The sequence below is a fragment of the Cytophaga aurantiaca DSM 3654 genome, from assembly GCF_000379725.1.
GTDB classification, from domain to species: Bacteria; Bacteroidota; Bacteroidia; order Cytophagales; family Cytophagaceae; genus Cytophaga; species Cytophaga aurantiaca.
In genome coordinates this window covers 215830-239488 of sequence record NZ_KB903632.1, presented here as the reverse complement: position 1 = coordinate 239488, position 23659 = coordinate 215830, and the positions used below count along the sequence as shown (strand labels likewise).

The window sequence follows — 23659 nt, the reverse complement described above, 5'->3', positions numbered from 1 at the left end:
TCCCCGGCCCTTCTCCTAAAGGAGAAGGGGGAGTTCTTCGTAGTTCTTTTAACTGCAAATGGGAGTTCAGATTACGTGCAATTGATATATAAAAAGGGGGGCTATTTTCTTGTCTAGCAACTGGAAACTTGTGCCTGGAAACTAAAAAAATAAAAAAACATGAAAGTAGTACTTCTTGCAGGTGGTTTAGGCACCAGGCTTTCCGAAGAAACGGTATTAAAACCGAAGCCCATGGTTGAGATCGGCGGCATGCCGATGTTGTGGCACATCATGAAAATGTATTCCAGTCATGGATATAATGACTTTGTCGTTTGTCTGGGATACAAAGGATACGTTGTGAAAGAATATTTCGCAAATTATTTTATGCATAAATCGGATATTACCATAGATCTGGCAACGAATTCGATGCAGGTGCACGATACCAATGCCGAGCCATGGAAAATAACGCTTGTGGATACAGGCGCAGATTCTATGACGGGTGGACGTGTAAAACGTATTCAGAAGCACATCGGCAACGAACCATTTATGCTTACATACGGAGATGGTGTGAGCAATGTAGATATAAAAAAACTGGTTGCATTTCATCAGTCAAAAGGTAAATTGTGTACAGTAACTTCTGTACAACCTTCCGGACGTTTTGGTGCGATCAATATGTCTGAGGATGATACCGTATTATCTTTTATGGAAAAGCCCAAAGGGGATGGTGCCTGGATCAATGGAGGTTTTTTTGTATGTGAGCCCGGCGTATTTGATTACATTAAAGGTGGAGATGCTACGATCTGGGAAAGAGACCCTATGGAAAATCTTGCGAAAGATAAACAGATGGCTGCTTTTAAGCATGAAGGTTTCTGGAAGCCAATGGATACGCTTCGTGATAAAGTAGAATTGGAGCAGGATTGGGTGAATAATAAAGCTCAATGGAAAACGTGGTAATATGTTTGAATCATTAGAAAATACCTATAAAGGGAAACGTGTTTTTTTAACAGGACATACTGGCTTTAAAGGTTCATGGATGCTGAAGATACTCTCTATGCTAGGAGCAGAGGTGACAGGCTATTCGTTGGCTCCTGAAAATGCATTTGATCTGTATCATCTGATTCAAGGGGATACGCTGTGTAAGTCACATATTAATGATCTTCGTAATCGGGAAGCTTTGCAAAAGGCTATTGCAGAGTGCCAACCCGATTTTGTATTTCATCTTGCTGCTCAACCATTGGTGCGCTTATCGTATGAATTTCCTTCAGAAACATTTGAAGTAAATGCGATCGGTACGGCAAATGTATTAGACGGTGTACGTGCATTGAATAAGCCTTGTGATGTGATCTTGATCACTACTGATAAAGTATATCACAACAATGAATGGATTTATCCATACAGAGAAACAGATCGTTTAGGAGGCTATGATCCATACAGCGCAAGTAAGGCATGTGCAGAGCTTGTGATCGATTCATACAGAAATTCGTTTTTCAATACCAAGACATATTCCGAACACAAGAAAGCTATAACAGTAGGGCGTGCAGGTAATGTAATCGGTGGTGGCGACTGGGCAAAGGATAGACTGATTCCGGATATTGTACGTGCCTTATCAAAAAAAGAAGAAGTTGTAATTCGAAACCCGCATGCTGTGCGTCCGTGGCAACATGTACTAGAGCCTGTATTGGGCTACCTGTTGCTTGGAAGTAAATTGCACGAAGATGCGATCAAGTATAGTACAGCGTATAACTTCGGACCGGAATTTAACGATGCCTTACCCGTAAGCAGAATGGTAGAACTTGCTATACAGGCTTGGGGCGATGGAGGATTTAAAATTGAGTCTTCAGCGAATCAGCCTCATGAAGCAGGCTTGTTAAAATTGGATATCAATAAAGCAATCGGCGAGTTAGGCTGGACCCCAACATACAATGCGTCTGCAGCGATCATTAAAACAGTAGAATGGTACAAGTGTTATCTGCATACACCTGCTGAGATTATTGTATTTACAGAACAACAAATTAAGAACTTTATTAATCAGAAATAAACGTTGTGACTCGCCGTGGTTGTGTCTTTTCGACCAACCACTCACAGGTGGTTGGTCGAAAAGACACAACCACGGCTAAGAATGAATGGAGATTAAAACAGAAAAACAATGCTTAAGAATATCAACACGCCAGAATTAGAAAAAAGCTTAAGAGCAATTGCAAAAGTAAAAACCACTCAGACTATTGTTCCGGGTGTAAACTATATTCCTGTTACCGGAAAAGTATTGGATGAAGAAGACATTCTTTTTGGTGTTGAAGCAGCATTGGATGGCTGGTTAACTACAGGGCGTTTTGCAAATGAATTTGAAAAACAATTTGCCGCTTATTTCGGTGCGCCAAAAGCATTATTAGTAAACTCAGGTTCTTCAGCAAATCTTGTAGCATTTTATGCATTGACATCTCCGAAACTGGGAGATCGTGCGATTAAGCCTGGCGATGAAGTAATTACAGTAGCAGCGGGTTTTCCTACAACAGTAAATCCAATCGTTCAATTTGGCGCAATACCGGTATTTGTGGATGTAGATATTGCTACACACAACGTAAAAGCCGATCAGATCGAATTGGCGGTTTCTCCAAAAACAAAAGCCATCATGATTGCTCACTCATTAGGGAATCCATTTGATCTGGACGAAGTAATGCGTGTAGCTAAAAAATATAATCTATGGGTTGTTGAAGACGATTGTGACTCCTTAGGCGCAACATATAAAGGAAAGAAGACAGGTACCTTCGGAGATATTTCTACATTCTCATTTTATCCTGCACACCACATTACCATGGGTGAAGGCGGAGCAGTGCTGATCAATAATCCGGTGTTGTCAAAATTAGCAGAAAGTTTCAGAGACTGGGGACGCGACTGTTATTGCGAACCGGGTAAAGATGATACCTGTGGCTGTCGTTTTACACAGCAGTTGGGTACATTGCCTTATGGATATGATCACAAGTATACCTATTCGCATGTTGGATTCAATTTGAAGGTAACAGACATGCAGGCTGCTTTTGGTGTATCTCAATTGAAAAAGGTAGATTATTTTGTTCAGCGTCGCAGAGAGAATTACAAGGCTTTGTATGCACGCATGAAAGAATTTGAAGAAGTATTTATTTTACCTGAGCCAACAGCTGATAGTGACCCTTCATGGTTTGGTTTTTTATTAACCTTGCGTGAAGGAGATGCTTCTGATCGCCATATGCTGGTGCAGCATTTAGAAAAAAATAAAATTGGAACACGTTTGTTGTTCGCAGGAAATTTACTTCGTCAGCCTGCATATGCAAACGTTGAACACCGTTCGATCGGTAATCTTGAAAATACAGATATCATCATGAACCGTTCATTCTGGTTGGGCGTATGGCCAGGCTTAAATGAGACACATTACGATTATATCGCAGGTGTGATCAGAGAGTATTTGAATGGATAGTTTAATGATTATGTCGGGTATCCCAACACGGCAGTAGTAAAAAGGTGCTTCCTATAAAGTATCTGGTATTAGAACTATGATGCAGGATTTGACTGGCTAGAATGTACATGAAAACAATATTACTTACCGGAGCAACCGGTTTTGTGGGGAAACACTTAGTTGAAAAATTTAGTGCAGAAGGTTACGACATTATAGCGCTTGTTCGAACGACTTCTGATACTTCTGTTATCAGTGATATAAAGAATACAAGATTATACATGATTGATGAAAATCTGGAAGAAGTTTTCAGAACAAATCAAATCAATGGTGTTATACATGTTGCTACTTCATATGGGATTAATTCTAAAGCCACTGAAATTTTGGAGGCAAATCTGATATTTCCAACATGCTTGTTGGAACTGGCAACAAAATATAATGTTGATTTTTTTATCAATACAGATACATTCTTTACAAAATCAGCTGGTGAGTATAGTCATTTGAATAGTTATACATTATCAAAAACATTTTTTACAACATTTTTTAAAACCTTTAGTGCTAAAATAAAGTGTGTTAATTTAAAATTAGAACATGTATATGGTCGCGGAGATTCGGAACAGAAATTTGTACCGATGATCATTAAAAGACTACTTCTAAATGAAACAGTAATAGATCTGACTGAAGGGCTACAGAAAAGGGATTTCGTATATATAAAAGATGTAGTGGAAGCATATTGGAAGGTGACTGAAAATATACATTCATTAGAGGCGTATACAGAGTTTGAAGTTGGGACAGGAAATTCTATAAGTATTAAGGATTTTGTTTCAGCAGCAAAACACATTAGTAATTCCTCCTCCGCCCTCAACTTTGGTGCTATACCTACACGGAAGGGCGAGTTTGTTGAATCAAAAGCAACTATTGATAGTTTGAAAGAAGTTGGATGGCTTCCTGAATACGATTACAATAAAGGTTTGTCAGATTTACTCAAAAACAATCTTTAAAAGCCATGTTTGATCAAAAAGACATTGATGTAATTATTCCATGTGCAGGTACTGCTGAATATTTTGAAATAGCTTTAGATTCTGCTTTGTCTCAAATTTGTAAACCTCAAAATATTTATGTTCTGGATAATGCCTGTCAGCATTTAGAATATAAAAAAATTGTTGAAAAGAAAAATGACTCTTGTATTAAGTATATAAGATTTGATACAAGGCTTTTAATGACAGAAAATTGGCAGAGGTGTTTGACTGTAGGTACGAATCCTTTAGTTGCATTTCTTCATGACGATGATTATTGGTCTCCAGAATATTTAGAATCTTCTGTTGCACTATTGAATCGTAATGAGAAATCCTTTATGTGTTTTACTGGGTATGTTAATTTTGAGGGAAGCATTGATAGTGTTCAGGATATTCTGGTGAAAAAGTGTAAAGAGAATTACGATAAGATACAATCACTTAACGAACCTGTTAGAGCGTTTTATATTTCTTCGTGTAATTTTGGACATATGAGTGCGATTGTATTTAAAAGAGCACCAATAGGTTTTTTATTATCATCCGTTTGGATGCCCGATCAGATTTTTTTAGCAAATTATTTACAGACATATGAGTATGAAATGAACAGTGATGTAAATGTTTTAATAAGACAGAGTTCAAGCAATGTTACTTCTGCATTAAAACATCATGGGTTCATTTCAGTTGAAACAATAAAACATTTACGAGATCAAATCGCATTTTATTTGCGCGGTAAAAATCTTGATGTGTATGAATTAGTAAAATCCTTTCCTGTTGATGAATATCAGGGATACTACCATAGACTCACTCAGGCCTCTTTTTCCTGGCCAATCAGACCGGCTCTATTAAATTTTGGTTTAGACTTATTGTCTGCTAAAAAAGGAAAGGCTAAAAATAATATTAGTTTGCTGATATGGATTCAAGGCTGGATATGGGTGGTAAAGTGTCTATTGGCTGATGTTAAATATTATTTTAAAGACGTTAAGAAAAAATGATAAATAAAGAGCGAATCATAGGTTTGGACATTTTAAGAAGTCTCGCAATCTTGTTTGTGTTAATATCCCATCTTTTTAGCAGCTATTTAAGCATATTTGGTTTATGGGGGGTAGAAATATTTTTTGTATTAAGCGGATGCTTGATAGGTACCATTATAATAAATGATTTTGTTCTAAGTAATGAAGTTGGGAAAACTACAATATTAAATTTCTGGGTTAGAAGATGGTTTCGAACCCTTCCTAATTATTATTTTTTTCTTATTGTGTTTTTTTTGTATTACCTCTTTATTCAACACAATCCGTTTTCGGTTGATCTGTTGAATTACATTTGGTTCGGCCAAAATCTTTATAAGCCTATAGGAGGGTTTTTCGGGGTCTCGTGGAGTTTAGCTATTGAAGAGTTTTTCTATTTGTTATTTCCGTTTTTTATTTGGCTAATCTATATCACAAAGCGTGCAGATAAATTAGAATTAAATTACAAGAAGCGTATATTCTTAATAACTACTGTATGCTTTATTGTTATACCTGTATTAATAAGAATCTTTTATAGTGATAAGGGTGATTGGGATTCGTGGCAAAGAAAAATAGTTGTTGCCCGATTAGATGCAATGATGTATGGCGTGTTGGTAGCTTATATAACTACTTTTCATCCAGAGATTATAGCGTGGTTTAAGAAAAAGGCAGTTCCTGTTTTAGCTATTATTTTAATAGGTTGTTTAACCAAAATTTTATTGAAAACAACGGAATCTAGTTTGTATACAGTCTTGTATTTTACGGTATTGCCAATCATGTTAGCAATTATTTTAATTATTGTTAAGGATTATAATATCAGCAATCCTTTTTTGCGAAATACTATAATGAAAATTTCATTGTGTTCATACAGCGTTTATTTGTCTCATATGTTGATTTTTGATGTTTTCGAAAGAGTATTTCGTGATATTGAAATCAATGCGCTCACAAAGTTGCTCCTTCGCTTCGGCGAAACAAGTATTATTTTCGTGGTTTCATGGATATTGTATAAATACTTTGAAGTCCCTGTAACGAAACTTAGAGATAAGTTTTCCATTTCTTCTAATTAAATATTCTGATAAAACGACTGATGTCTTCTAGTAAATCATTTATTTCAGCTACAGTAATTGGCTTGGTGGCAAGGGTAGTAAGCATAGGCATACGATTTGTGTCATTACCCATAATACTAAGGGTTATCTCAGCTGAACGATACGGTTTATGGCTGATCATCACATCCATTGTAGGGTGGTTGAGTATGTCGGATTTGGGCATACCATCTGCTTTACAAAACAGACTGATTAACCTGTTGGGTTTGGGAGAGAAAAAAAGAGCAGATGCCTTGTTATCCTTTGGATTTAAATTGTTGTGCGGCATTGGAGTGGGCCTGTTCGTATTAGGGATATTGTTTTTATTTGTTCCGGTAGATAGTTGGTTCTCCGTAAATGCGGAATTAGCAATTGAATTTAAGATTGCCTTTATATTGTGTCTATTAACGTTTGCGCTTGGCTTACCTACCAGAGTTGGAGGTGTTTTATTTAATGTACATGGTTATTTGTCGATGCCGGTTTTCTTTGAATTGGCTACCAGTATTTTTTCATTTTTAATGCTTTTACTTGCTGTTTATTTTAAATGGGATTCGATTGTAATTCTGGCTATATGTAGTTTAGTCGGTTTGTCGGTAGGAAGTGGCTTATCTACAATCATTGGTATGATTAAGTTTGATGTTAAATTAACCGGACATCAATATTCTTCAGAAGACAATAAATTATTAATGTCAAAGGGCGGACTTTTCTTTTTAACAATGATTGGAGAGTTGTTGATCTTGCAAAGCGATGCTTTTTTAGTAGGAACAATAAAAGGTGCAGCAATTGTGCCCATGTTTATGATTCCAATGACCTTATTTATCAATTTCATTCAATTGCAAAATATTTGGTTACGGCCTTTGTGGCCATTGCTTAGTAGCTATAAAGCGAAAGGCTTGATTATGGAGTTGAAAAAACATCTCGTAAAAACATTGTTAGGTTCTTTATTATTTGCATTTCTATTTGGAATAGGTGTTATCCTGATGGGCGATCTTTTCATTAAGTTTTGGTCAAACAATACCACTGGAATGACCATACAAATGGCTTGCGGAATTGCTTTGTATACACTTATTGCATGCGTTGATAATGCTTTAGCCTCTTTTTTAAATGCATTTGATAGAATTGAAAGCAGATTGGGTTATACAATCTTCTTTGGTGTGATGAAATTAATTTCAGGTGCTCTTGTACTATATTATGTAGTTGATGGTATTGAATTCTTACCATTAACATATGCATTGGTTATGTTGACGTGTTCTATACCCTTTGCTGTAATTACCTTAGTAAAAGAATGGAAAAGTTGGCAGTTAAGTTAAAATAAATATGAAGTCAATTACATTATATTCGACCTTGCCTACCGTTGGAGGGAACTCTACAATTGTGTTGGGCTTAGCCAAAATGTATCGCGCAAATAATGTTCATGTTACAGTGATTGTGCGTTATCAGGAAGCGCATGGAGGTATTAATACACGGATTGTTGAAGAATTAAATAAATTAAATTGTTTGGTTTATTGTGTTGGAGAAAAGGGCGAAAATTCTTTTAGCGTTTCGATGAAAGCATTGAAATTTATCCTGAACAATAAAAGCGATATTTTCATTTCAATAGGAATGGGTAGTGTAGCCTCAATTTTGGCACTGCTTGGGAAGTTTAAGAAGACATATTTTTACTATATCAATCATGATCCAACTGCATCTCAGGTTAAGAGATTGGGTTTGGGTATTCGTGCATTTACGGGCATCATTGTTATCTCTCCGGCTTCGATAGAGCCTGTTTCTAAATTGGTCAATGCAAAACAGCCGGTCTTATGGTTGCCTCAATTTAGTGAAGTAAAGACAATAGTTTCATTTTCTCAAAACACTACTGAACAGATAACTTTTGGTATCGTAGGAAATTTGCTCAAATCAAAAGGAATCATTGAAGCGTTGAAACTTTGGAAAGAAAATAATTTTTCACATCATATATACTTTTTGGGTGATGGAGAATGTAAAAATGATATCATTCAAGCTGCATCAACGGATAAACGCATTGAATATAAAGGCGCGTTTGGAGCAACAAACAGAGAAGTCGTTTTGCCTGATTTTTTCAATTCGATCGATTATCTGCTTGTGCCATCGATAGGGCATGGTGAAGGGATTCCCACAGTAATATTAGAGTCACTTAGTTTGGGTGTGCCTGTTATTTCAACATCTGGCGGAGGTACTATAGCTTTTGGTGCTGCACCTCTTGATTCAGATTTTAATAAGTGTGTTGCATTAAAATCAATTGAAGAATTTGGCGGCTATATTTCCCAATTGAATAAACCGGATGTTAAAATAAAGGAATTGTCCCGATCAAGTTATTTGAAATGGTTTTCAGATGAAAGAATAACAAAACTCTGGATGGATCTTTAATAGAACAAATATGTTACAAGCAGTACAAGTAAGCATAGGTCGATTTCATCATTTTCATTTGGCAAGGCAATTGGAGAAACACCAAATGTTGAATTCTATTTATACAGGATTTCCTAAATTTAAATTGAAAGAAGAGCAGGGGATTCCCCAAGAAAAGATCCATGCTTTTCCATGGCTGCAGGCACCTTATATGTATGCAGCAAGGTTAGGTGTAAATAAATTGAATTGGTTGAATAAAGAATGGTGCTGGCTCGCGAGTCAAAGTCTTGATCAACATGTTAAATCAAATCTATCTTCTCCGGTAAATTTAATTGCATTATCTGGTTCCGGATTGTATTGCGGTACGTATGCTCAGCAGTTGGGCGGAAATTATATTTGTGATAGAGGATCTTCCCATATTCGATATCAAAACGATATCTTGACAGAAGAATATAAACGTTGGGGCTTTGTATTTGAAGGCGTTGATCCGAGGGTGATTGATAAAGAAGAATCGGAATATCGCCAGAGTGATTACATCACGGTTCCTTCTGAATTTGTAAAACAGTCATTTATTGAACAGGGGATTCACGAATCAAAAATTAAAAAAATACCTTATGGTGCACGCTTAGATCGCTTCTATAAAACATCTGATCCGGCTTTGGATGAGTTTAATGTTTTATGGGTTGGAGGGGTAAGCATTCGGAAAGGTTTTATGTATGCACTCAAAGCATTCCAAAAATTAAAACATCCGGCTAAAAAATTTACAGTAATTGGAAATGTAAGTGAAGAGATAAAAGCATTGTTGCTAAAAGAAAATTTAAACAACATTGATTTTATTTCCCGTGTTGAAAATAAAGAACTAATACGTTATTATAATCTATCACATGCTTTTGTATTGAGTAGTATTGAAGAGGGGCTTGCAATGGTTCAAGGTGAAGCCTTGTCTTGCGGCTGTCCATTGATTGTTACAAATAATACCGGTGGCGGAGATCTCTTTGATGATGGAAAAGAAGGTTTTATTATTCCCATACGCAATGAAAATGCGATCTGGGAACGCCTACAATTGTTCGCAGATAATAAAATGTTGAGAGATGAAATGAGTAATGCTGCATTAAATAAGGTCTCATCCATTGGTGGATGGGATACGTATGGAGATCAGTATTCATCGTTCTTAAAAACAATAATCAGGAAATCTTAATTATATATTCACCCAATTGCTCTATGTCGGCTTTAATAAAATAATGAAATGAAAGTTGTTTTTGTAGCTTTTTTAAAATCACCCAGTGCTTCAGGTCATCAAAGACTATGGGCATTGCGGGAGTGTGGGATGGATGTACATGTGTTAGATAAAGATGGTTACAAGAATTTTTTAGGACGTTTTGCAGGAAAGGTTGCAAAACTGTTGAAAAATCCAAAGCTCTTATCAAATACGGTTCGACTTGAACAAGATCTAATTGACCTGTGTATTAAGGAACAGCCTGATCTTATATGGATGGAATGGGCTAAAGAGTTTCAATCCCAAACCATTTTAAAAATCAAAAAACTATTACCCAATGCAATTTGGGTTTCCATGCAGGATGATAATCCTTGGGGAGATCGAAAAAGTGATCAATGGATGTGGAAAGATTATTTTGAAATTGTTCCCCAATTTGATGTTCACATAGTAAAGCGTGAAAGTGATGTTATTCATTTGAAAGCGCTTGGAGCAAAAGAAATGTACATGTGGGAACATGGAATGTATTCTCCGCTTTTTTATCCTGCAGTTAAAAAAATAATTCCTAAAAAATATCCGGTTAGTTTTGTTGGAACCTGTATGGATAATAGAGTTGAATTGATTTCTTTTTTATTAGAGAAAGGGATTCCTATGCATGTTTTTGGTACACGATGGGATACGCGAAGTGATCTGCCTAAAAAATTCCCAACACAATTTCACGCTGCAGTAGAAGGCGAACAATATGCAAATGTTATCCGCGATTCTCAGATATGTTTGGGTTTGGTTTCACATTCCAATCACGACGAATGGACGATGAGAAGTTATGAAGTCCCAGCTTGCGGAGTATTGCTATTGGCTGAACGTACACCCACACATGAAGCACTGTTTACTGAAGATGTGAATGCCGCTTTTTTTTCTACAAAAGAAGAATGTGCTGAGAAATTGTTACATTTAGTAAATAGACCCGAACTGTGTGAGCAAATGGGCAATACAGCTTTTGAAATGTTTAACAGATTAAATTATGGCATTCAATTCAGAATGCAGGATTTGATTGGAAAGCTAAAGAATAAGATATAAGTAACTTTATGCCTAAAATTCTAACTAATAGAGAAGCAACCAAGCAAAGTCTGTCATTTGTTCGCAATGGATTGATGATTTTATCTTTAATCGTTTTTATTGTTCAGCTTTTTGTTGACTTTAGTTTCCCAAATGCTTTTTCGAATTTTTTTGCTTTAGCCGCCTTTTGTATTTCATGTTTGGTAATTTTTCAATCTACTAATTCCTCTATGGGAAAGGCTTTTTCTGCCACGATCATCTTTCTAACTGTTACGGCCAATACCTTGGTCGCTGCTGTAGGAACACTTTTGGATGGAAATTCGTTGGTCACTGGTTTGTTGATTCCGGAAGAAACATTTTTTCATCGTTTGGTTTTTTCTGTTTCATTATTGGCAGCGCATATTGTTGCAAAGTCGAATATATTATTCCCCTTCCGATATGGTTTCAGTAAGTTGGGTTCGCTTGTTGGTTCTAATAAGTTTTTAAATCAAAAAGGTGTGTTGGGTATAGGTGCTATTGGTCTGGCAACGGTATTTGCGAGCTTTTTACCAATTCCGTTGACATTGGAAAAGTTTTTCGATGCCTTTGATTTCTTTGTATGGGCTCCCTTTTTGTTAATCGTGCCTCCGTATTCAAAACTAGGTGTATCAAAATGGCTGAAATGGGGTTTGTTTTTTTATTATCTGTTAGTAGCAGGGATTTCCTTGTCCGGAAATAGCCGTATGGGTATGGTGGCTCCCATAGCGGTGATTGCTTCTGCATGGGTCATAGCCTTACTCATGGGACAAGTACAGGTTGATAAAAAAATAATTTCGAAAGTAATATTTCTTAGCATTGGAGGTCTTCTTTTATTGAGTTTTTTCGTGGATTTTTCAACGGCAATATTGGCTTCGAGAGCAGGTAGAGAAGAACGAACAAGTTCGGAACAATTGGCATTAACCATTGAAAATTTCTTTGACAAAGAAGCCTTGCATGAATACAAAACCGTAAATTTTGAATTTATAGCAGATAAAGGGGGGGCAGATGAGGTGTGGACAGAAGATTATGTTTCCAATCCTTTTCTTCAACGTTTTATTCAGATCAAATTTGATGACAATTGTTTTTATAGGATCAATACGTTTGACAATGAAGAGCGAGCACTTCTAATGCAATCTCTGGTTGATAAGACCTTGGCTCAATTTCCTACACCGGTATTGGAAATGCTCGACATACAGATTAATAAAAATGCAATCAACGGATATTCCATCGGAGATTTAATTGATAACATATACGCGGGATCCAATTTGGGTAATTTTATTACAGGTTCTTTGGTTGCTCATGCATACGGAGTTTTTGGTTGGTGGTATCCGTTGGCGGTCATTATACTTTACGGATTGATCTTTGCAATTTTTAGTGGTATGATATCCGTTATTAATGAAAGAGGAAACGATCAAAGGGCATTCTCTACGATTGGACTACTTCTGCCATTCAGTATATTTTTCACCATTGCCTTCGAAGGTGTAACGGCTACGGTGAGTGTATTGGTTAGAGGGGTATGGCAAATATTTTTAATATACTGGGTTGCTATATGGGTATTAAGACTTTTGGGAATTGTAGGGTTCCCGAAAGAAAATAAAATGTCAAAAGACGAGATGATAAAAGAAGCGTTAAAAAAATCTAAAAGCAGGAGATAGATCGAATGAAAATAATATTATTTACACATCCTAGCTTTATGCAATCGCAAAGCATGCCGCGATATGCAAAAATGTTATGGGATTATTTTAAAGCGAAAGGGGATGATATACAAACCTTATCACCGTCACCTTTTTTCTACAAATTAGGCTTTAATTCATTTACTAGTAAATGGTTTGGATATATTGATCAATACATTGTGTTTCCTTTGCTGGTTTGGATTCGTTTAAGAAAATACGACAAGGATACACTTTTTGTTTTTGCTGATCAGGCTTTGGGGCCCTGGGTGCCTTTGGTTGCCACGCGAAAACATATTGTTCATTGCCATGATTTTCTAGCGCTCAGATCTGCATTAGGAGAATTTGCAGAAAACCCCACTAGTTTTTCGGGACGTTTGTATCAATCATTTATTAGGAAAGGTTTTTCAAAAGGCAAGAACTTTATTTCTGTTTCGAAACAAACACAAGCAGATCTACACAAATATTATCTAGGTGAAAAAATAGAATTTTCGGAAGTGGTGTATAATGGACTGAATCAAACGTTTGAAAAACTTGACCCATTAGAATCCAAACATCAAATGGAATCATTTATTAATAAAAAATTACCTAGCGGATATATCCTTCATGTTGGCGGGAATCAGTGGTATAAAAACAGAGAAGGTGCAATAGATTTATATTCGGCATGGCGTTCAGAATTTAAAAAAGATATACCTTTAATTTTACTGGGGCAAACACCTGAAGGCAAAGTTCTGGAAGCAATTGAGAAGTCTGAATTTAAATCTTCAATTTATTTAGCGTTGGATACTCCAAATGATTTTGTAAATAAAGCATATAGTGGAGCAACGTTGCTTTTATTTCCGTCCTTAGCAGAAGGCTTTGGCTGGCCAATCGCAGAGGCTCTGGCATCGGGTACGCTTGTGATAACAACAAATGAAGCGCCGATGAATGAAGTAGGAGGAGAGATTGCATATTATATCAAGCGCATGCCACATGAAAAAGACGAAAGGCAGGTTTGGTTGAAAGAATCTTCAAAAGTATTGGAAAATGTCATAGGCTTATCCCAGGAACAAAAGGATACTAAAATACATGAAGGTTTAAATTTTGTTGAACGCTTTTCCACAGAACAGAGCTTAAATGCAATCAATAATCTTTACACTAAAATTGTATAATTTATGATTTGAATATGATTTTTAATTATCAGTTTATGCTACTGATTTGCGGTTCTTTTGGATAAAATTTTGAGAATAATTATAGTTAAACGTAGTTGTATATAATTGATAACTATCACTTTTTAATTTGGTATTCTATTAAGTAATATTAAGTGCTTGTTGAGGGCTTTTAAAACGATACAATTTTATGTGTGGAATAGCAGGGATAATAGGTTTGGAACGTGAGGAGAGCACAGTTAAGATTCAAGTAATGACAGATGCACTGGTTCATAGAGGGCCGGATGCCGGAGCTGTATATGTTGATGAGGCCGTTGCATTGGGGCATAGAAGGCTTTCAATTATAGATTTAACTGCATCGGGAAACCAACCTTATTGGGATGTTACGAAGAGGTATGTAATGGTGTTTAATGGCGAAATTTATAATTATCAGGAAATTAAAGCTGAGTTAGATTATCCATGGCAAAGCAATTCAGATACAGAAGTATTATTAGCCGCATTTATTAAATATGGTGAAGATTGTGTGAACTATTTTAATGGAATGTTCGCTTTTGCTATTTGGGACACACAAAACCAAAAATTATTTATTGCACGCGATCGTTTGGGAGTAAAACCATTTGTATATGCAATCGTAAATGATGTATTGATATTTTCTTCTGAGTTGAGAAGCATACTTTGTTCGGGTTTGGTACAAAAGAAATTGAATGAAGATTCTGTTTCTGATTACCTGTCATTTTTGTCTGTACGTACGCCATACACGTTGATTGATGGAGTTTTTAAATTACCTCCTGCAACATCTGGCTGGTTTGAAGCTGGTAAATTAAATTTAAAAACATATTGGAATTTAGTACCCGAAAGTGTCGATCAACAGATACTTAAATCGACCTATTCCGAAGTGGTAGATACAGTAAAAGATCTGTTCGAAAAAAGTGTGGCAAGCCGTATGGTTTCTGATGTACCCGTTGCAGCTTTTTTATCGGGTGGTATTGACTCTTCTGCAGTAGTAGGGGTGATGCGCAAACATACGGATAAACCTATCCGTACTTTTTCGATCGGATTTGAAGAAAAAAAATTCGATGAAAGTAAGTATGCAACGATGATTGCAGCTAAAAATAATACAGAACATCGTAATTTTATATTAACTCCATCACGTGTATTACAAGAATTGCCGAATTATTTTAAACAAATGGATTCGCCGCGGATTGATGGATTGAATGTATACATTGTATCTCAGTTTGTATCCGGCACGGGAACGAAGGTTGCAATGTCTGGTCTAGGTGGGGATGAGCTTTTTAGCGGATATCCTGGTTTTTACCGATGGAAAAAAATTGTATCGATTTCGTTTTTATTACAAAATAAAATAATAGCATTCATTGCAGGAATAGTATTTAAATGTCGACCAACGCGTAGTTTGGCCAAACTGGCTGATTATTGTCAGGACAGTACGAAAGGGTTGATTTCATTTTACAATAATAACCGTCGTATTTTTTTACAAAAAGAAGTTCGCTCAATATTGAAAAATAAAATCATCAACGGTCATTCGTTACATCAAAAGGAAGATCTGATCCATGCGAAACAATTAGAGCCTTACGGACAATACAGCGTTGCAGAATTGAAAGGATATACACTTGATGTATTATTGACAGATACGGATCTGATGAGTATGACCTGGGCTCTGGAATTGAGAGAGCCATTTTTTGACTATAACTTTGTGTCGTATGTATTGCAGGTAAAAGATGCTTTTAAATCAGATGGCATTACGCCAAAAAAATTACTGGTTGATGCACTTAAAGAGCATTTGCCGGATGAAATAGTATACCGTCCTAAAATGGGTTTTGCATTTCCTTGGGATACATGGTTGCGAGGAGAATTAAAGGAATTTTGTGAACTGTCAATCGAACGCTTAGCTAAGCGTAAAGAGTTTGATGGAGAAGCTTTAAAAGTTTTATGGAGTCGATTTTTAAAAGGTAACAATGAAGTAATGTGGATGCATATTTGGTCCTTAGTGGTGCTTGATCGTTGGTTGTTTGAAAATGAATTTTGATAATAAGCGGATTATTAGCTTTTTAATAGTCTATTAAAGAAATACAGGGATAGTTTTTGAGTAATTTCTTCAAAGAAAATAGAAATTATTTTTTAGTTACGGCAATTATTATTCAGTGTTTTCACTGAGTGGACAATGAATAACGGTAGTTTTTTGTATCTTACTATTTCAAAAATCTTAAGTATATAATTAGTCCGTTCATGCGAATAACGATTGTCATTCCAACTTTTTATCCTGCCGTTATTTATGGAGGTCCTACTTTTTCATCTTTATATACGTGCAGGGCATTGGCTAAACAAAATCAGTATGTATCGGTTGTGACTACAAATGTAAATCGTGAAAAGAGATTAGATGTTTCAACAAAAGATTGGGTTTCAATGGACGGTTTTCGCGTACGTTATTTCAAAGAAACAATTACAGATCGTTTTTCATGGGATATGTTATGGGAAATAACACCCATTTTGAAAAAATCAGACGTTGTACATGTACAACCTATATTTAATTTTTCAACGTTGTTAACGTTGTGGATTTGTAAAAGAAACAATATTCCTGTATTCATATCACCCAGAGGGGCTATGGGTAACTGGATCATGGGACAGGGCCTGAAGTTTAAAAAAATATGGCTGAATCATCTAATGAAGCCGTTGATAACCAACGCCAGATGGTTTGCAACATCTGAACAGGAAAAAGAAGAAATTAAAAATCATTACTCTGAAGCAATCGTTGAAGTTATTCCAAACGGTATTGAATTAGATGAATATGTTAATGCAACCACATATTCTCGAAGAGAGTTTATGCAAACCTATGCTGGATGTCAGGATACTCCTGATTTTATCCTGGTATCGTTAGGAAGGTTGCACAAAAAGAAAGGTTATGATATATTATTACCTGTAATTAAAAGATTACGCAATAGCGGAGTGAATCTAAGATTATTTATTGCCGGAGATGATGAAGGTGAAAAAGCATCATTGCAATCATGGATCACAGAAAATGAAATGGGGGAAACAATCTATATCATTGATCCGATTTCGGGGCAGAATAAAATAAATTTTTTATCGAATGCAGATCTGTTTGTATTGACGTCTCACAACGAAAATTTTGGAAATGTATATGCTGAAGCTTTGGCAGCAGGTACACCTATCATAGCAAGTATATATACACCTTGGTTAGATGTAGAAAAGTTTGGTTGTGGACGTACGGTTGATCTAAATCCGGATTCGATTTTTGATGCAATCAAAAATCAACTATTAAATCAAGATCGGAGCGAAGTAAGAGAATTGGCACAGAAGTATGTTGCACAATTCTCCTGGAGCAATGTTGGGACTAAGTATATTGCCTATTATAATCAGTGTTTAAAAAATACGAATTAATTCAAAACGAAAATGAAGCAGGATAATCCTAATTCAACTGTAAATCTGGGATTTGGGTGTGTAAGATTAACATCCAACTATACAAAAAAGCAAGCTCTTCGAAACTTAGAAACGGCTTATGAAAATGGCATCCGGCATTTTGATGTAGCTCCTTTGTATGGTTTTGGTTTAGCCGAAGGAATGTTAGGTGAATTTGTAAAAAACAAACGCGATACACTTACCATTACAACGAAGTTTGGCATACTTGCAAATAATTCTGTATTAAAAAACCTTTTTTTGCAAAACATCATTCGTTCAGCGTATAGAGTTGTTAAAAAATCAAAACTAAAAAATACCACTCAAAGTATAGCGTCGAGTGCTACAATGACGCCAAAAGATTTTAGTGTTGCAAATGCAGAGAAATCGTTGAACAATTCTTTGAAAGAATTAAAAACGAATTATATCGATTATTATGTAATGCACGAACCGCTCATTTCGGATGCAAATAACGCAGAGCTTATTGATTTCTTAGAAAATAAAAAAAGACAAGGTGTTATCAAAGAATTTGGTATCGCAAGTTTTTCTGATATAATTGAAAAAGAATTCAACACGTTAAATAGCGCTCATACAGTATTGCAAACAAGTAATAGCTTTCCGTTTTCTGTGCCGGAATCATTGGAAAGAGGACCACAAATTAAGCAACGTTTTTATTTTAGTCCGTTACAATACCTGAATCAAGTAAAGACGATTCTGCATTCAGATGAAATATTTGCTAGGTCAATATCTGATAAACTAGGGTTTGATTGTAAGAAACAATTGATCGACGTTTTTTTAATGCATCAATATGCAAGTACAGTAAATGGAATAACGTTATTTACTTCTTCAAGCAATGAAAAGATAATTGGAACAATTGATTCCTGGAATCGAGTAAAGAATCTGCCGCCAAATGCCTTTGAACAATTCACTGAAATTCAGAAACGGATTACCAATCGGCTGTTGCAGACAAAATAATTATTATGAAAAAGAAGATTGCCATAATAGGTGCAGGGACGTATGGATCATATTTAGCAAATGCGCTAACCGAAAAGTTTTCGGATGTTGAAGTACATTTATTTGAAGTTGGTGATCAGAATACCAAATCTGAAGCAGAGATTGGTTTTGTATCTAAATTGAAAAAAGGATTGTATAGAGCAACTTCAGACGGCCGTTTTTTTGGTCTGGGAGGAACATCGGCAAAATGGGGAGGGCAACTTTTGTTTTTCTCTAATAAAGATTTTTCCAATCCCAATGGAATGAAAACGGTTATTGAATCGAATATAACTTATCGTTCTAAAGTGTTGAGCCGTTTCTTTAAACAACCACCTATTTTAACCGAGAATGATTTCGGTTCAGGGATGTTTCGGAAACAAGGTGTTTGGTTAAAATTCAGTCAACGGAATTTATTTAATCACTTCAATCTTTCTAAAAATAAACAAGTTATTATTCATTCAAATGTTCGTGTTGTTAAACTCAATAAAGTTGAAGGTAAAATACATTCAATTGCAATACAAGAATCACATAATGAATCAACCATATTTGAAGCAGATGTGTTCTATCTTACTTCCGGGGCATTTGAATCCTTAAGACTGATGCATGTATCTGAATTGATTGACATGGCAGAAGTTTCAAAAGGCTTCTCGGATCATGTGTCCCTTAGGGCTTTTGAGATAGAAACAACACAGACCAAGATAGGCTCTCAGGATTTTCAGTTCAGGTTTGAAAATGGCTCAATGATCACGTCCCGATTAATTGGCGAAATGGATAATGTGTCTTACTATATTCACCCGGTATTCAATGAAAAATTCATCTTTTTTCAATTTTTAAAACGATTGATCTTTAAAGGTGATTTTTCTTCCAAAGTTTTATTCTCTGCAGCTAGTCAGGCATTCGCAATCTTCCCGTTTGTGTACAGTTATTTTTTTCTTAAGAAACTGTATGTTTATAAAAGTTGGTTTTTAAATATTGATATTGAATTATCAAAGAGTGAAAACAGTGTAGTATTATCAAACGAGCAGGATATCTATAAACAAAATGGAGTTGAATTGGAATATAGTATTTCTGAAGATTCGCTTTATAAATTGAAAAAAATAAAAGAATCGATTGCTAAAATATTAAAAGAAAATAAAATTGATTTTATTGAATTAGAAGATAACGATGCAAGTTCTTTAAAATTAGAAGATACGTATCATCCATACAGATTATTTTCTTCGGATGAAAATAAAGATATAACAGAACTGTATAATCCTTATGTTAATCTATTTGTTTTCAATACAGGTTTATTACAGCGTTCTGGTGGGATTAATCCTACAGCTGCACTTTTTTGCTTTATAGAGCATCATATTGAAACAACATATCCGATATAGATAACCTTATTAAGCACGCAAAATGAAAACGACTAAATTAAATCATATTGTAGAGTTGGACGGCATAAGAGGACTGGCTGTGTTGTTGGTAATTATATTTCATTTTTTAAATCAACCGATCCTTTCTAATAATTCCTTCGATCATTTTTTTAAAGAATTATTCGCAATTGGTTGGGTAGGTGTAGATTTATTTTTCGTTTTGTCAGGTTTTTTGATTACCCGTATTTTATTAAATACTAAAAGCGGATCCAATTATTTTATCTCTTTTTATTACAAAAGAACGTTACGGATTTTTCCTTTATACTATTTATATCTCATACTGATATTCTTCATAATTTATCCGATCCTTTTTAATAGAGTTTCTGAATTTGAACAAAGTAAAATGCTTTTGACAGAACAATCACAAGCATGGTTTTGGTTATATCTATCAAATATAAAGCAAGTAATGGATGGAACATTTTTTGGAGGAGGGTTAGGACATTTATGGTCATTGTCCATTGAAGAGCAATTTTATATTTTATGGCCATGTATCGTATACTTCAGTTCAATCAGAAGTCTAAAAATGATTTCATGGACTTTAATAGCTGCAGCATTGCTTTTAAGGATCTACTTAGGACTTTCTGAAGTGGATCCAGAAGTTATTTATGTGTTTACCTTGACCCGTATGGATGCGTTGATAATGGGGGCTTTGGTTGCTGTGTTTATTAGCGAACATGAGGAAATTAATTACCATATCGTAAAAAAAATATTATTGGGCTTAGCCTTGAGTACGATTTCTCTGATTTATGTATTCGGCCCAAGTTCAGGCAAGCATCTTCTTGTATATACAATTGGATATACATTAACAGCAATGACTTTTTCTATGTTGATTTTACTTACTCAATCAAGCAATACCTTTATATTAAGACCTATATTCAGGAGTTCTTTTTTAGTTTTTTTTGGTAAATACAGTTATGCCATTTATATCTTTCATCCACTTGTGAGACAGTTCATGCTTAAAATTGTAGGAGAGCCTAAAGTTATTTTTGGTCTGCAAACTTTTTGGTCAATAGGTTTTATTATTTTGAATATCAGTATAACCGTTGTGGTAGCGTTGATCAGCTGGAATTTGTTTGAAAAGTGGTTTTTAAAATTTAAGGATAAAATAATAATTTCAAACAGCGGCAAATAGTGATAAGTAAAATTGTAAAATATTTCGTAACTCTTATTTACTTTGGTCTGCTCTGCTATATTGTTTTCTTTTCCAGGCGAAGAATAAATATTCATGCTGAAGATGTTGATCAACATTTGAATACAATCCCTTTTATGAATACCGCTAAATGGTTTTTAGAAATAAAAAATTCTTCTAATCAATTGCAATGGGAATTCTACACTAATTTTTTAGGAAATATATTATTGTTTGTGCCATTTCCGCTAATATGTAAGTATGTATTCCGGATTAAGGGGGTAATAAGTATTATTTTAAGCGGAATTATTTTATCTTGTATAATTGAATTAATGCAATGGAAGCTATCAATAGGAATCCCCGATATTGATGATGTAATTCTCAATTCATTGGGAGTTTTAATTGGATGCTTGCCAATCTTTTTATTCAAAAATGGATTAGCTAAATTTTAATCGGGGATATAAGACAAATCGTTTTATATAAAAGTATGAATTCTATAACAGTAATAATCTTAACATTTAACGAAGAAAAGCATATTGCTAGATGCATAAGTAATTTAAATAAGATTGCTTCTAAAATTTTTATTATTGATAGTTATTCAACTGATAAAACCGTAGAAATTGCACGCTCTCTGGGTGCAGAGGTATATGAAAATCCCTGGGTGAATTATGCAAGTCAATTTAATTGGGCTTTAGAAAACTGTCCGATAGAGACGACCTGGACCATGCGAATGGATTGCGATGAGTATTTACTAGATGAACTGATTGATGAGGTAAATCATAAATTGCCTGGCTTACCTGCTGATGTAGGTGGAATTATTTTGAAACGGAGAGTTATTTTCATGAATAAATGGATTCGTAGAGGAGGTTTTTATCCCCATAATCTTTTACGGATCTGGAGATCTGGTACTGCTAAATTAGAAGATCGTTGGATGGACGAGCATGTTGTTTTAGAGGAAGGTAAAACGATCTTTTTTGACAAAGACATGGTGGATCACAATCTGAATGATCTCACCTGGTGGATTAATAAACACAATAGCTATGCATCCAGAGAAGTAATCGATCTGTTGCATATTGCTAATCATACAACATCATCCCAAAATGTTGAATCAACATTGGTCGGGGAACAATATTCCAGAAAACGTTGGATTAAAGAAAAGATATATAGTAAAATCCCTCTGTTTGTTAGGCCGTTTATCTACTTTGTTTATAGATATATTTTTTTATTAGGCTTTCTTGATGGCACTCCTGGCTTGATCTGGCATTTTCTTCAGGGTTTTTGGTATCGTTTTTTAGTAGATGCTAAAATGTATGAGCAGAGAATTAAAAATAAGTCATAAATTGTAGAGAGACAGAATCAGTCTTGTGTTGTGATGTTAGAATGAAAGCTTATTTCAAATCTTTCAATAAAGTAGAGCTATGAGAATTAAAGGATTAGATACAATTAGATTGTTTTGTGCGTGTATAGTTGTTTTAAGTCATTTTTGTTTTCAGTTGTTTACTGAAGAATTTGTTTCTTCCAGTTTAATATTAACCGGGATTAGGGGAGTGTACAACAACATGTTTGTTGGTGTTGCAGCAGTAATTGTTTTCTTTATTATTTCAGGCTTTTGTATTCATTATCCATATGCGAACGGGAAGCCTATGAAGCCGGTTCAATTTCTGATACAACGAATAATACGTATCGGTTTGCCGGCAATTGCAGCATTGTTAATGTTTCAAATCTATTTTAAGGTTGAAATGCAGGTGTTGTGGAGTTTAGTTTGTGAAGTGGTATACTACATTTTATATCCATTGATTTTGATGCTTATTAAAAGAGGGAAACTAAAACAATTACTCTTAGCCACTTTTTTAATTAGCGCTATATGGACAATCTTATTCGCATTTTTAAATGGAGATGCTGATGGAAATTTTCATAGGGCTGGTTTTGCTACTACCTGGATTATAGGTTTGCCGATATGGTTGCTTGGAGTGTTATTGGCAGAACAGTTTACACAGCATAAGCTTCCGACAACTGATTTTATTGTTCGATATATAAATGTATTTAGAATAGCTTTATGGGGAATTGCAACATTGACTTCAGTGTTAAGATTTCATTTCAATATCAATTTTTCATACACATTGCTGCCTTTTTCTTTTATAGCATATTATTGGCTAGCAGCAGAAATTAAATACTTCTCTACCAGAGAAGAAAGTAAGGTATGGGCATTTGGAGGAATGATAAGTTATTCAATTTATCTGGTTCATCAGGCTGTGGCTATAATTGTAGTTGATATGTTCAAACTGGATCTTCAGAATTTATTCTGGGTATTTGCCGTTGCAGTAATTGCGACAGGGGCATTGTCATATTTATATTATTTGTTAATTGAAAGACCGTCACATTTTTTGGCAAAATCAATTAAAATAGATTTTTAAATATGATCCTGTAATAGCTGATGAAGAAATAGAATAATATTAATGGTGTATTCCCTCATCAGCTATTTACTTCTGCGATCAGATTCATTTCTAGTAGGCAATCACCTAATCAAAAAATCATTGACTAATAGGTTATTTGCTTTGTTCGGTAACAGACTGACGCACTGACAAAATAATTAAAATGCTTTTATGGAAATAAATGTTTAAACATTTATTATTAAAACATACATACGGATTTATTTTTAATAAAACCTATTAACAATTCTTAATTCAGAATCAAGTCGGAATAATTCAATTTAAAATTTGATTTG

Annotated in this window: 20 protein-coding genes; all 20 read left to right on the top strand. The window is 35.0% G+C overall.

Features of this window, described 5'->3' with window-relative positions; all coding sequences use genetic code 11:
* Positions 1-159 precede the first annotated feature (159 nt).
* The 20 genes from rfbF (at position 160) to A3EE_RS0108505 (ending at position 23348) form a co-directional block, all read left to right on the top strand.
* Positions 160-933 (top strand): glucose-1-phosphate cytidylyltransferase, encoded by a 774-nt coding sequence (gene rfbF, locus A3EE_RS0108605; protein ID WP_018343043.1) that lies wholly within the window; start codon positions 160-162, stop codon positions 931-933.
* 1 nt (position 934) lies between these two features.
* Complete coding sequence (gene rfbG, locus A3EE_RS0108600) at positions 935-2017, top strand: CDP-glucose 4,6-dehydratase (RefSeq protein WP_018343042.1); 1083 nt, start codon at positions 935-937, stop codon at positions 2015-2017.
* A gap of 108 nt (positions 2018-2125) precedes the next feature.
* Entirely contained in the window at positions 2126-3430 is a 1305-nt protein-coding gene (rfbH, locus tag A3EE_RS0108595) for a lipopolysaccharide biosynthesis protein RfbH (protein ID WP_018343041.1), read from the top strand.
* Positions 3431-3537: 107 nt separating this feature from the next.
* Complete coding sequence (locus A3EE_RS0108590; RefSeq protein WP_026209682.1) at positions 3538-4407, top strand: NAD-dependent epimerase/dehydratase family protein; 870 nt, start codon at positions 3538-3540, stop codon at positions 4405-4407.
* A gap of 5 nt (positions 4408-4412) precedes the next feature.
* Positions 4413-5411: a glycosyltransferase family 2 protein gene (locus A3EE_RS0108585; protein WP_018343039.1), complete on the top strand. Its 999-nt coding sequence runs from the start codon at positions 4413-4415 to the stop codon at positions 5409-5411.
* Positions 5408-6490: an acyltransferase family protein gene (locus A3EE_RS0108580; protein ID WP_018343038.1), complete on the top strand. Its 1083-nt coding sequence runs from the start codon at positions 5408-5410 to the stop codon at positions 6488-6490. Before A3EE_RS0108585 ends, A3EE_RS0108580 begins: the two co-directional genes overlap by 4 nt.
* A 20-nt stretch (positions 6491-6510) precedes the next feature.
* Positions 6511-7815, top strand: coding sequence for a lipopolysaccharide biosynthesis protein (locus A3EE_RS0108570; RefSeq protein WP_157446942.1), 1305 nt, complete (start codon positions 6511-6513; stop codon positions 7813-7815).
* A 7-nt stretch (positions 7816-7822) separates the two neighbouring features.
* Positions 7823-8890 (top strand): glycosyltransferase, encoded by a 1068-nt coding sequence (locus A3EE_RS0108565; protein ID WP_018343035.1) that lies wholly within the window; start codon positions 7823-7825, stop codon positions 8888-8890.
* Positions 8891-8900: 10 nt separating this feature from the next.
* The gene (locus A3EE_RS0108560) at positions 8901-10067 is read left to right on the top strand and encodes a glycosyltransferase family 4 protein (RefSeq protein WP_026209680.1); all 1167 of its coding nucleotides are present in this window, start codon (positions 8901-8903) and stop codon (positions 10065-10067) included.
* 48 nt (positions 10068-10115) lie between these two features.
* The gene (locus A3EE_RS0108555; protein WP_018343033.1) at positions 10116-11159 is read left to right on the top strand and encodes a glycosyltransferase family protein; all 1044 of its coding nucleotides are present in this window, start codon (positions 10116-10118) and stop codon (positions 11157-11159) included.
* Positions 11160-11368: 209 nt separating this feature from the next.
* The gene (locus A3EE_RS0108550) at positions 11369-12811 is read left to right on the top strand and encodes a hypothetical protein (protein ID WP_157446941.1); all 1443 of its coding nucleotides are present in this window, start codon (positions 11369-11371) and stop codon (positions 12809-12811) included.
* A gap of 5 nt (positions 12812-12816) precedes the next feature.
* Positions 12817-13977 (top strand): glycosyltransferase, encoded by a 1161-nt coding sequence (locus A3EE_RS0108545; protein ID WP_026209679.1) that lies wholly within the window; start codon positions 12817-12819, stop codon positions 13975-13977.
* A 187-nt stretch (positions 13978-14164) separates the two neighbouring features.
* Complete coding sequence (gene asnB, locus A3EE_RS0108540; protein ID WP_018343030.1) at positions 14165-16018, top strand: asparagine synthase (glutamine-hydrolyzing); 1854 nt, start codon at positions 14165-14167, stop codon at positions 16016-16018.
* A 200-nt stretch (positions 16019-16218) separates the two neighbouring features.
* The gene (locus A3EE_RS0108535; protein ID WP_018343029.1) at positions 16219-17388 is read left to right on the top strand and encodes a glycosyltransferase; all 1170 of its coding nucleotides are present in this window, start codon (positions 16219-16221) and stop codon (positions 17386-17388) included.
* Positions 17389-17400: 12 nt separating this feature from the next.
* Positions 17401-18378, top strand: coding sequence for an aldo/keto reductase (locus A3EE_RS0108530; RefSeq protein WP_018343028.1), 978 nt, complete (start codon positions 17401-17403; stop codon positions 18376-18378).
* Positions 18379-18383: 5 nt separating this feature from the next.
* The gene (locus A3EE_RS0108525) at positions 18384-19769 is read left to right on the top strand and encodes a hypothetical protein (protein WP_018343027.1); all 1386 of its coding nucleotides are present in this window, start codon (positions 18384-18386) and stop codon (positions 19767-19769) included.
* A gap of 22 nt (positions 19770-19791) precedes the next feature.
* The gene (locus A3EE_RS0108520) at positions 19792-20940 is read left to right on the top strand and encodes an acyltransferase family protein (protein ID WP_018343026.1); all 1149 of its coding nucleotides are present in this window, start codon (positions 19792-19794) and stop codon (positions 20938-20940) included.
* Positions 20940-21386: a VanZ family protein gene (locus A3EE_RS21310; protein ID WP_018343025.1), complete on the top strand. Its 447-nt coding sequence runs from the start codon at positions 20940-20942 to the stop codon at positions 21384-21386. Before A3EE_RS0108520 ends, A3EE_RS21310 begins: the two co-directional genes overlap by 1 nt.
* Before the next feature lie 35 nt (positions 21387-21421).
* Positions 21422-22273, top strand: coding sequence for a glycosyltransferase family 2 protein (locus A3EE_RS0108510; RefSeq protein WP_018343024.1), 852 nt, complete (start codon positions 21422-21424; stop codon positions 22271-22273).
* A 79-nt stretch (positions 22274-22352) separates the two neighbouring features.
* Positions 22353-23348, top strand: coding sequence for an acyltransferase family protein (locus tag A3EE_RS0108505; protein WP_026209678.1), 996 nt, complete (start codon positions 22353-22355; stop codon positions 23346-23348).
* Positions 23349-23659: the final 311 nt, after the last annotated feature.

What these genes read in the sequence shown, in the direction of transcription:
- rfbG (WP_018343042.1), top strand. Translation starts at nt 935, where the DNA reads ATGTTTGAATCATTAGAAAATACCTATAAAGGGAAACGTGTTTTTTTA.
- A3EE_RS0108545 (WP_026209679.1), top strand. Translation starts at nt 12,817, where the DNA reads ATGAAAATAATATTATTTACACATCCTAGCTTTATGCAATCGCAAAGC.
- A3EE_RS0108510 (WP_018343024.1), top strand. Translation starts at nt 21,422, where the DNA reads ATGAATTCTATAACAGTAATAATCTTAACATTTAACGAAGAAAAGCAT.
- A3EE_RS0108565 (WP_018343035.1), top strand. Translation starts at nt 7,823, where the DNA reads ATGAAGTCAATTACATTATATTCGACCTTGCCTACCGTTGGAGGGAAC.
- rfbH (WP_018343041.1), top strand. Translation starts at nt 2,126, where the DNA reads ATGCTTAAGAATATCAACACGCCAGAATTAGAAAAAAGCTTAAGAGCA.
- A3EE_RS0108560 (WP_026209680.1), top strand. Translation starts at nt 8,901, where the DNA reads ATGTTACAAGCAGTACAAGTAAGCATAGGTCGATTTCATCATTTTCAT.
- asnB (WP_018343030.1), top strand. Translation starts at nt 14,165, where the DNA reads ATGTGTGGAATAGCAGGGATAATAGGTTTGGAACGTGAGGAGAGCACA.
- A3EE_RS0108570 (WP_157446942.1), top strand. Translation starts at nt 6,511, where the DNA reads ATGTCTTCTAGTAAATCATTTATTTCAGCTACAGTAATTGGCTTGGTG.
- rfbF (WP_018343043.1), top strand. Translation starts at nt 160, where the DNA reads ATGAAAGTAGTACTTCTTGCAGGTGGTTTAGGCACCAGGCTTTCCGAA.
- A3EE_RS0108585 (WP_018343039.1), top strand. Translation starts at nt 4,413, where the DNA reads ATGTTTGATCAAAAAGACATTGATGTAATTATTCCATGTGCAGGTACT.
- A3EE_RS0108535 (WP_018343029.1), top strand. Translation starts at nt 16,219, where the DNA reads ATGCGAATAACGATTGTCATTCCAACTTTTTATCCTGCCGTTATTTAT.
- A3EE_RS0108525 (WP_018343027.1), top strand. Translation starts at nt 18,384, where the DNA reads ATGAAAAAGAAGATTGCCATAATAGGTGCAGGGACGTATGGATCATAT.
- A3EE_RS0108590 (WP_026209682.1), top strand. Translation starts at nt 3,538, where the DNA reads ATGAAAACAATATTACTTACCGGAGCAACCGGTTTTGTGGGGAAACAC.
- A3EE_RS0108520 (WP_018343026.1), top strand. Translation starts at nt 19,792, where the DNA reads ATGAAAACGACTAAATTAAATCATATTGTAGAGTTGGACGGCATAAGA.
- A3EE_RS0108580 (WP_018343038.1), top strand. Translation starts at nt 5,408, where the DNA reads ATGATAAATAAAGAGCGAATCATAGGTTTGGACATTTTAAGAAGTCTC.
- A3EE_RS0108550 (WP_157446941.1), top strand. Translation starts at nt 11,369, where the DNA reads ATGGGAAAGGCTTTTTCTGCCACGATCATCTTTCTAACTGTTACGGCC.
- A3EE_RS0108505 (WP_026209678.1), top strand. Translation starts at nt 22,353, where the DNA reads ATGAGAATTAAAGGATTAGATACAATTAGATTGTTTTGTGCGTGTATA.
- A3EE_RS0108530 (WP_018343028.1), top strand. Translation starts at nt 17,401, where the DNA reads ATGAAGCAGGATAATCCTAATTCAACTGTAAATCTGGGATTTGGGTGT.
- A3EE_RS0108555 (WP_018343033.1), top strand. Translation starts at nt 10,116, where the DNA reads ATGAAAGTTGTTTTTGTAGCTTTTTTAAAATCACCCAGTGCTTCAGGT.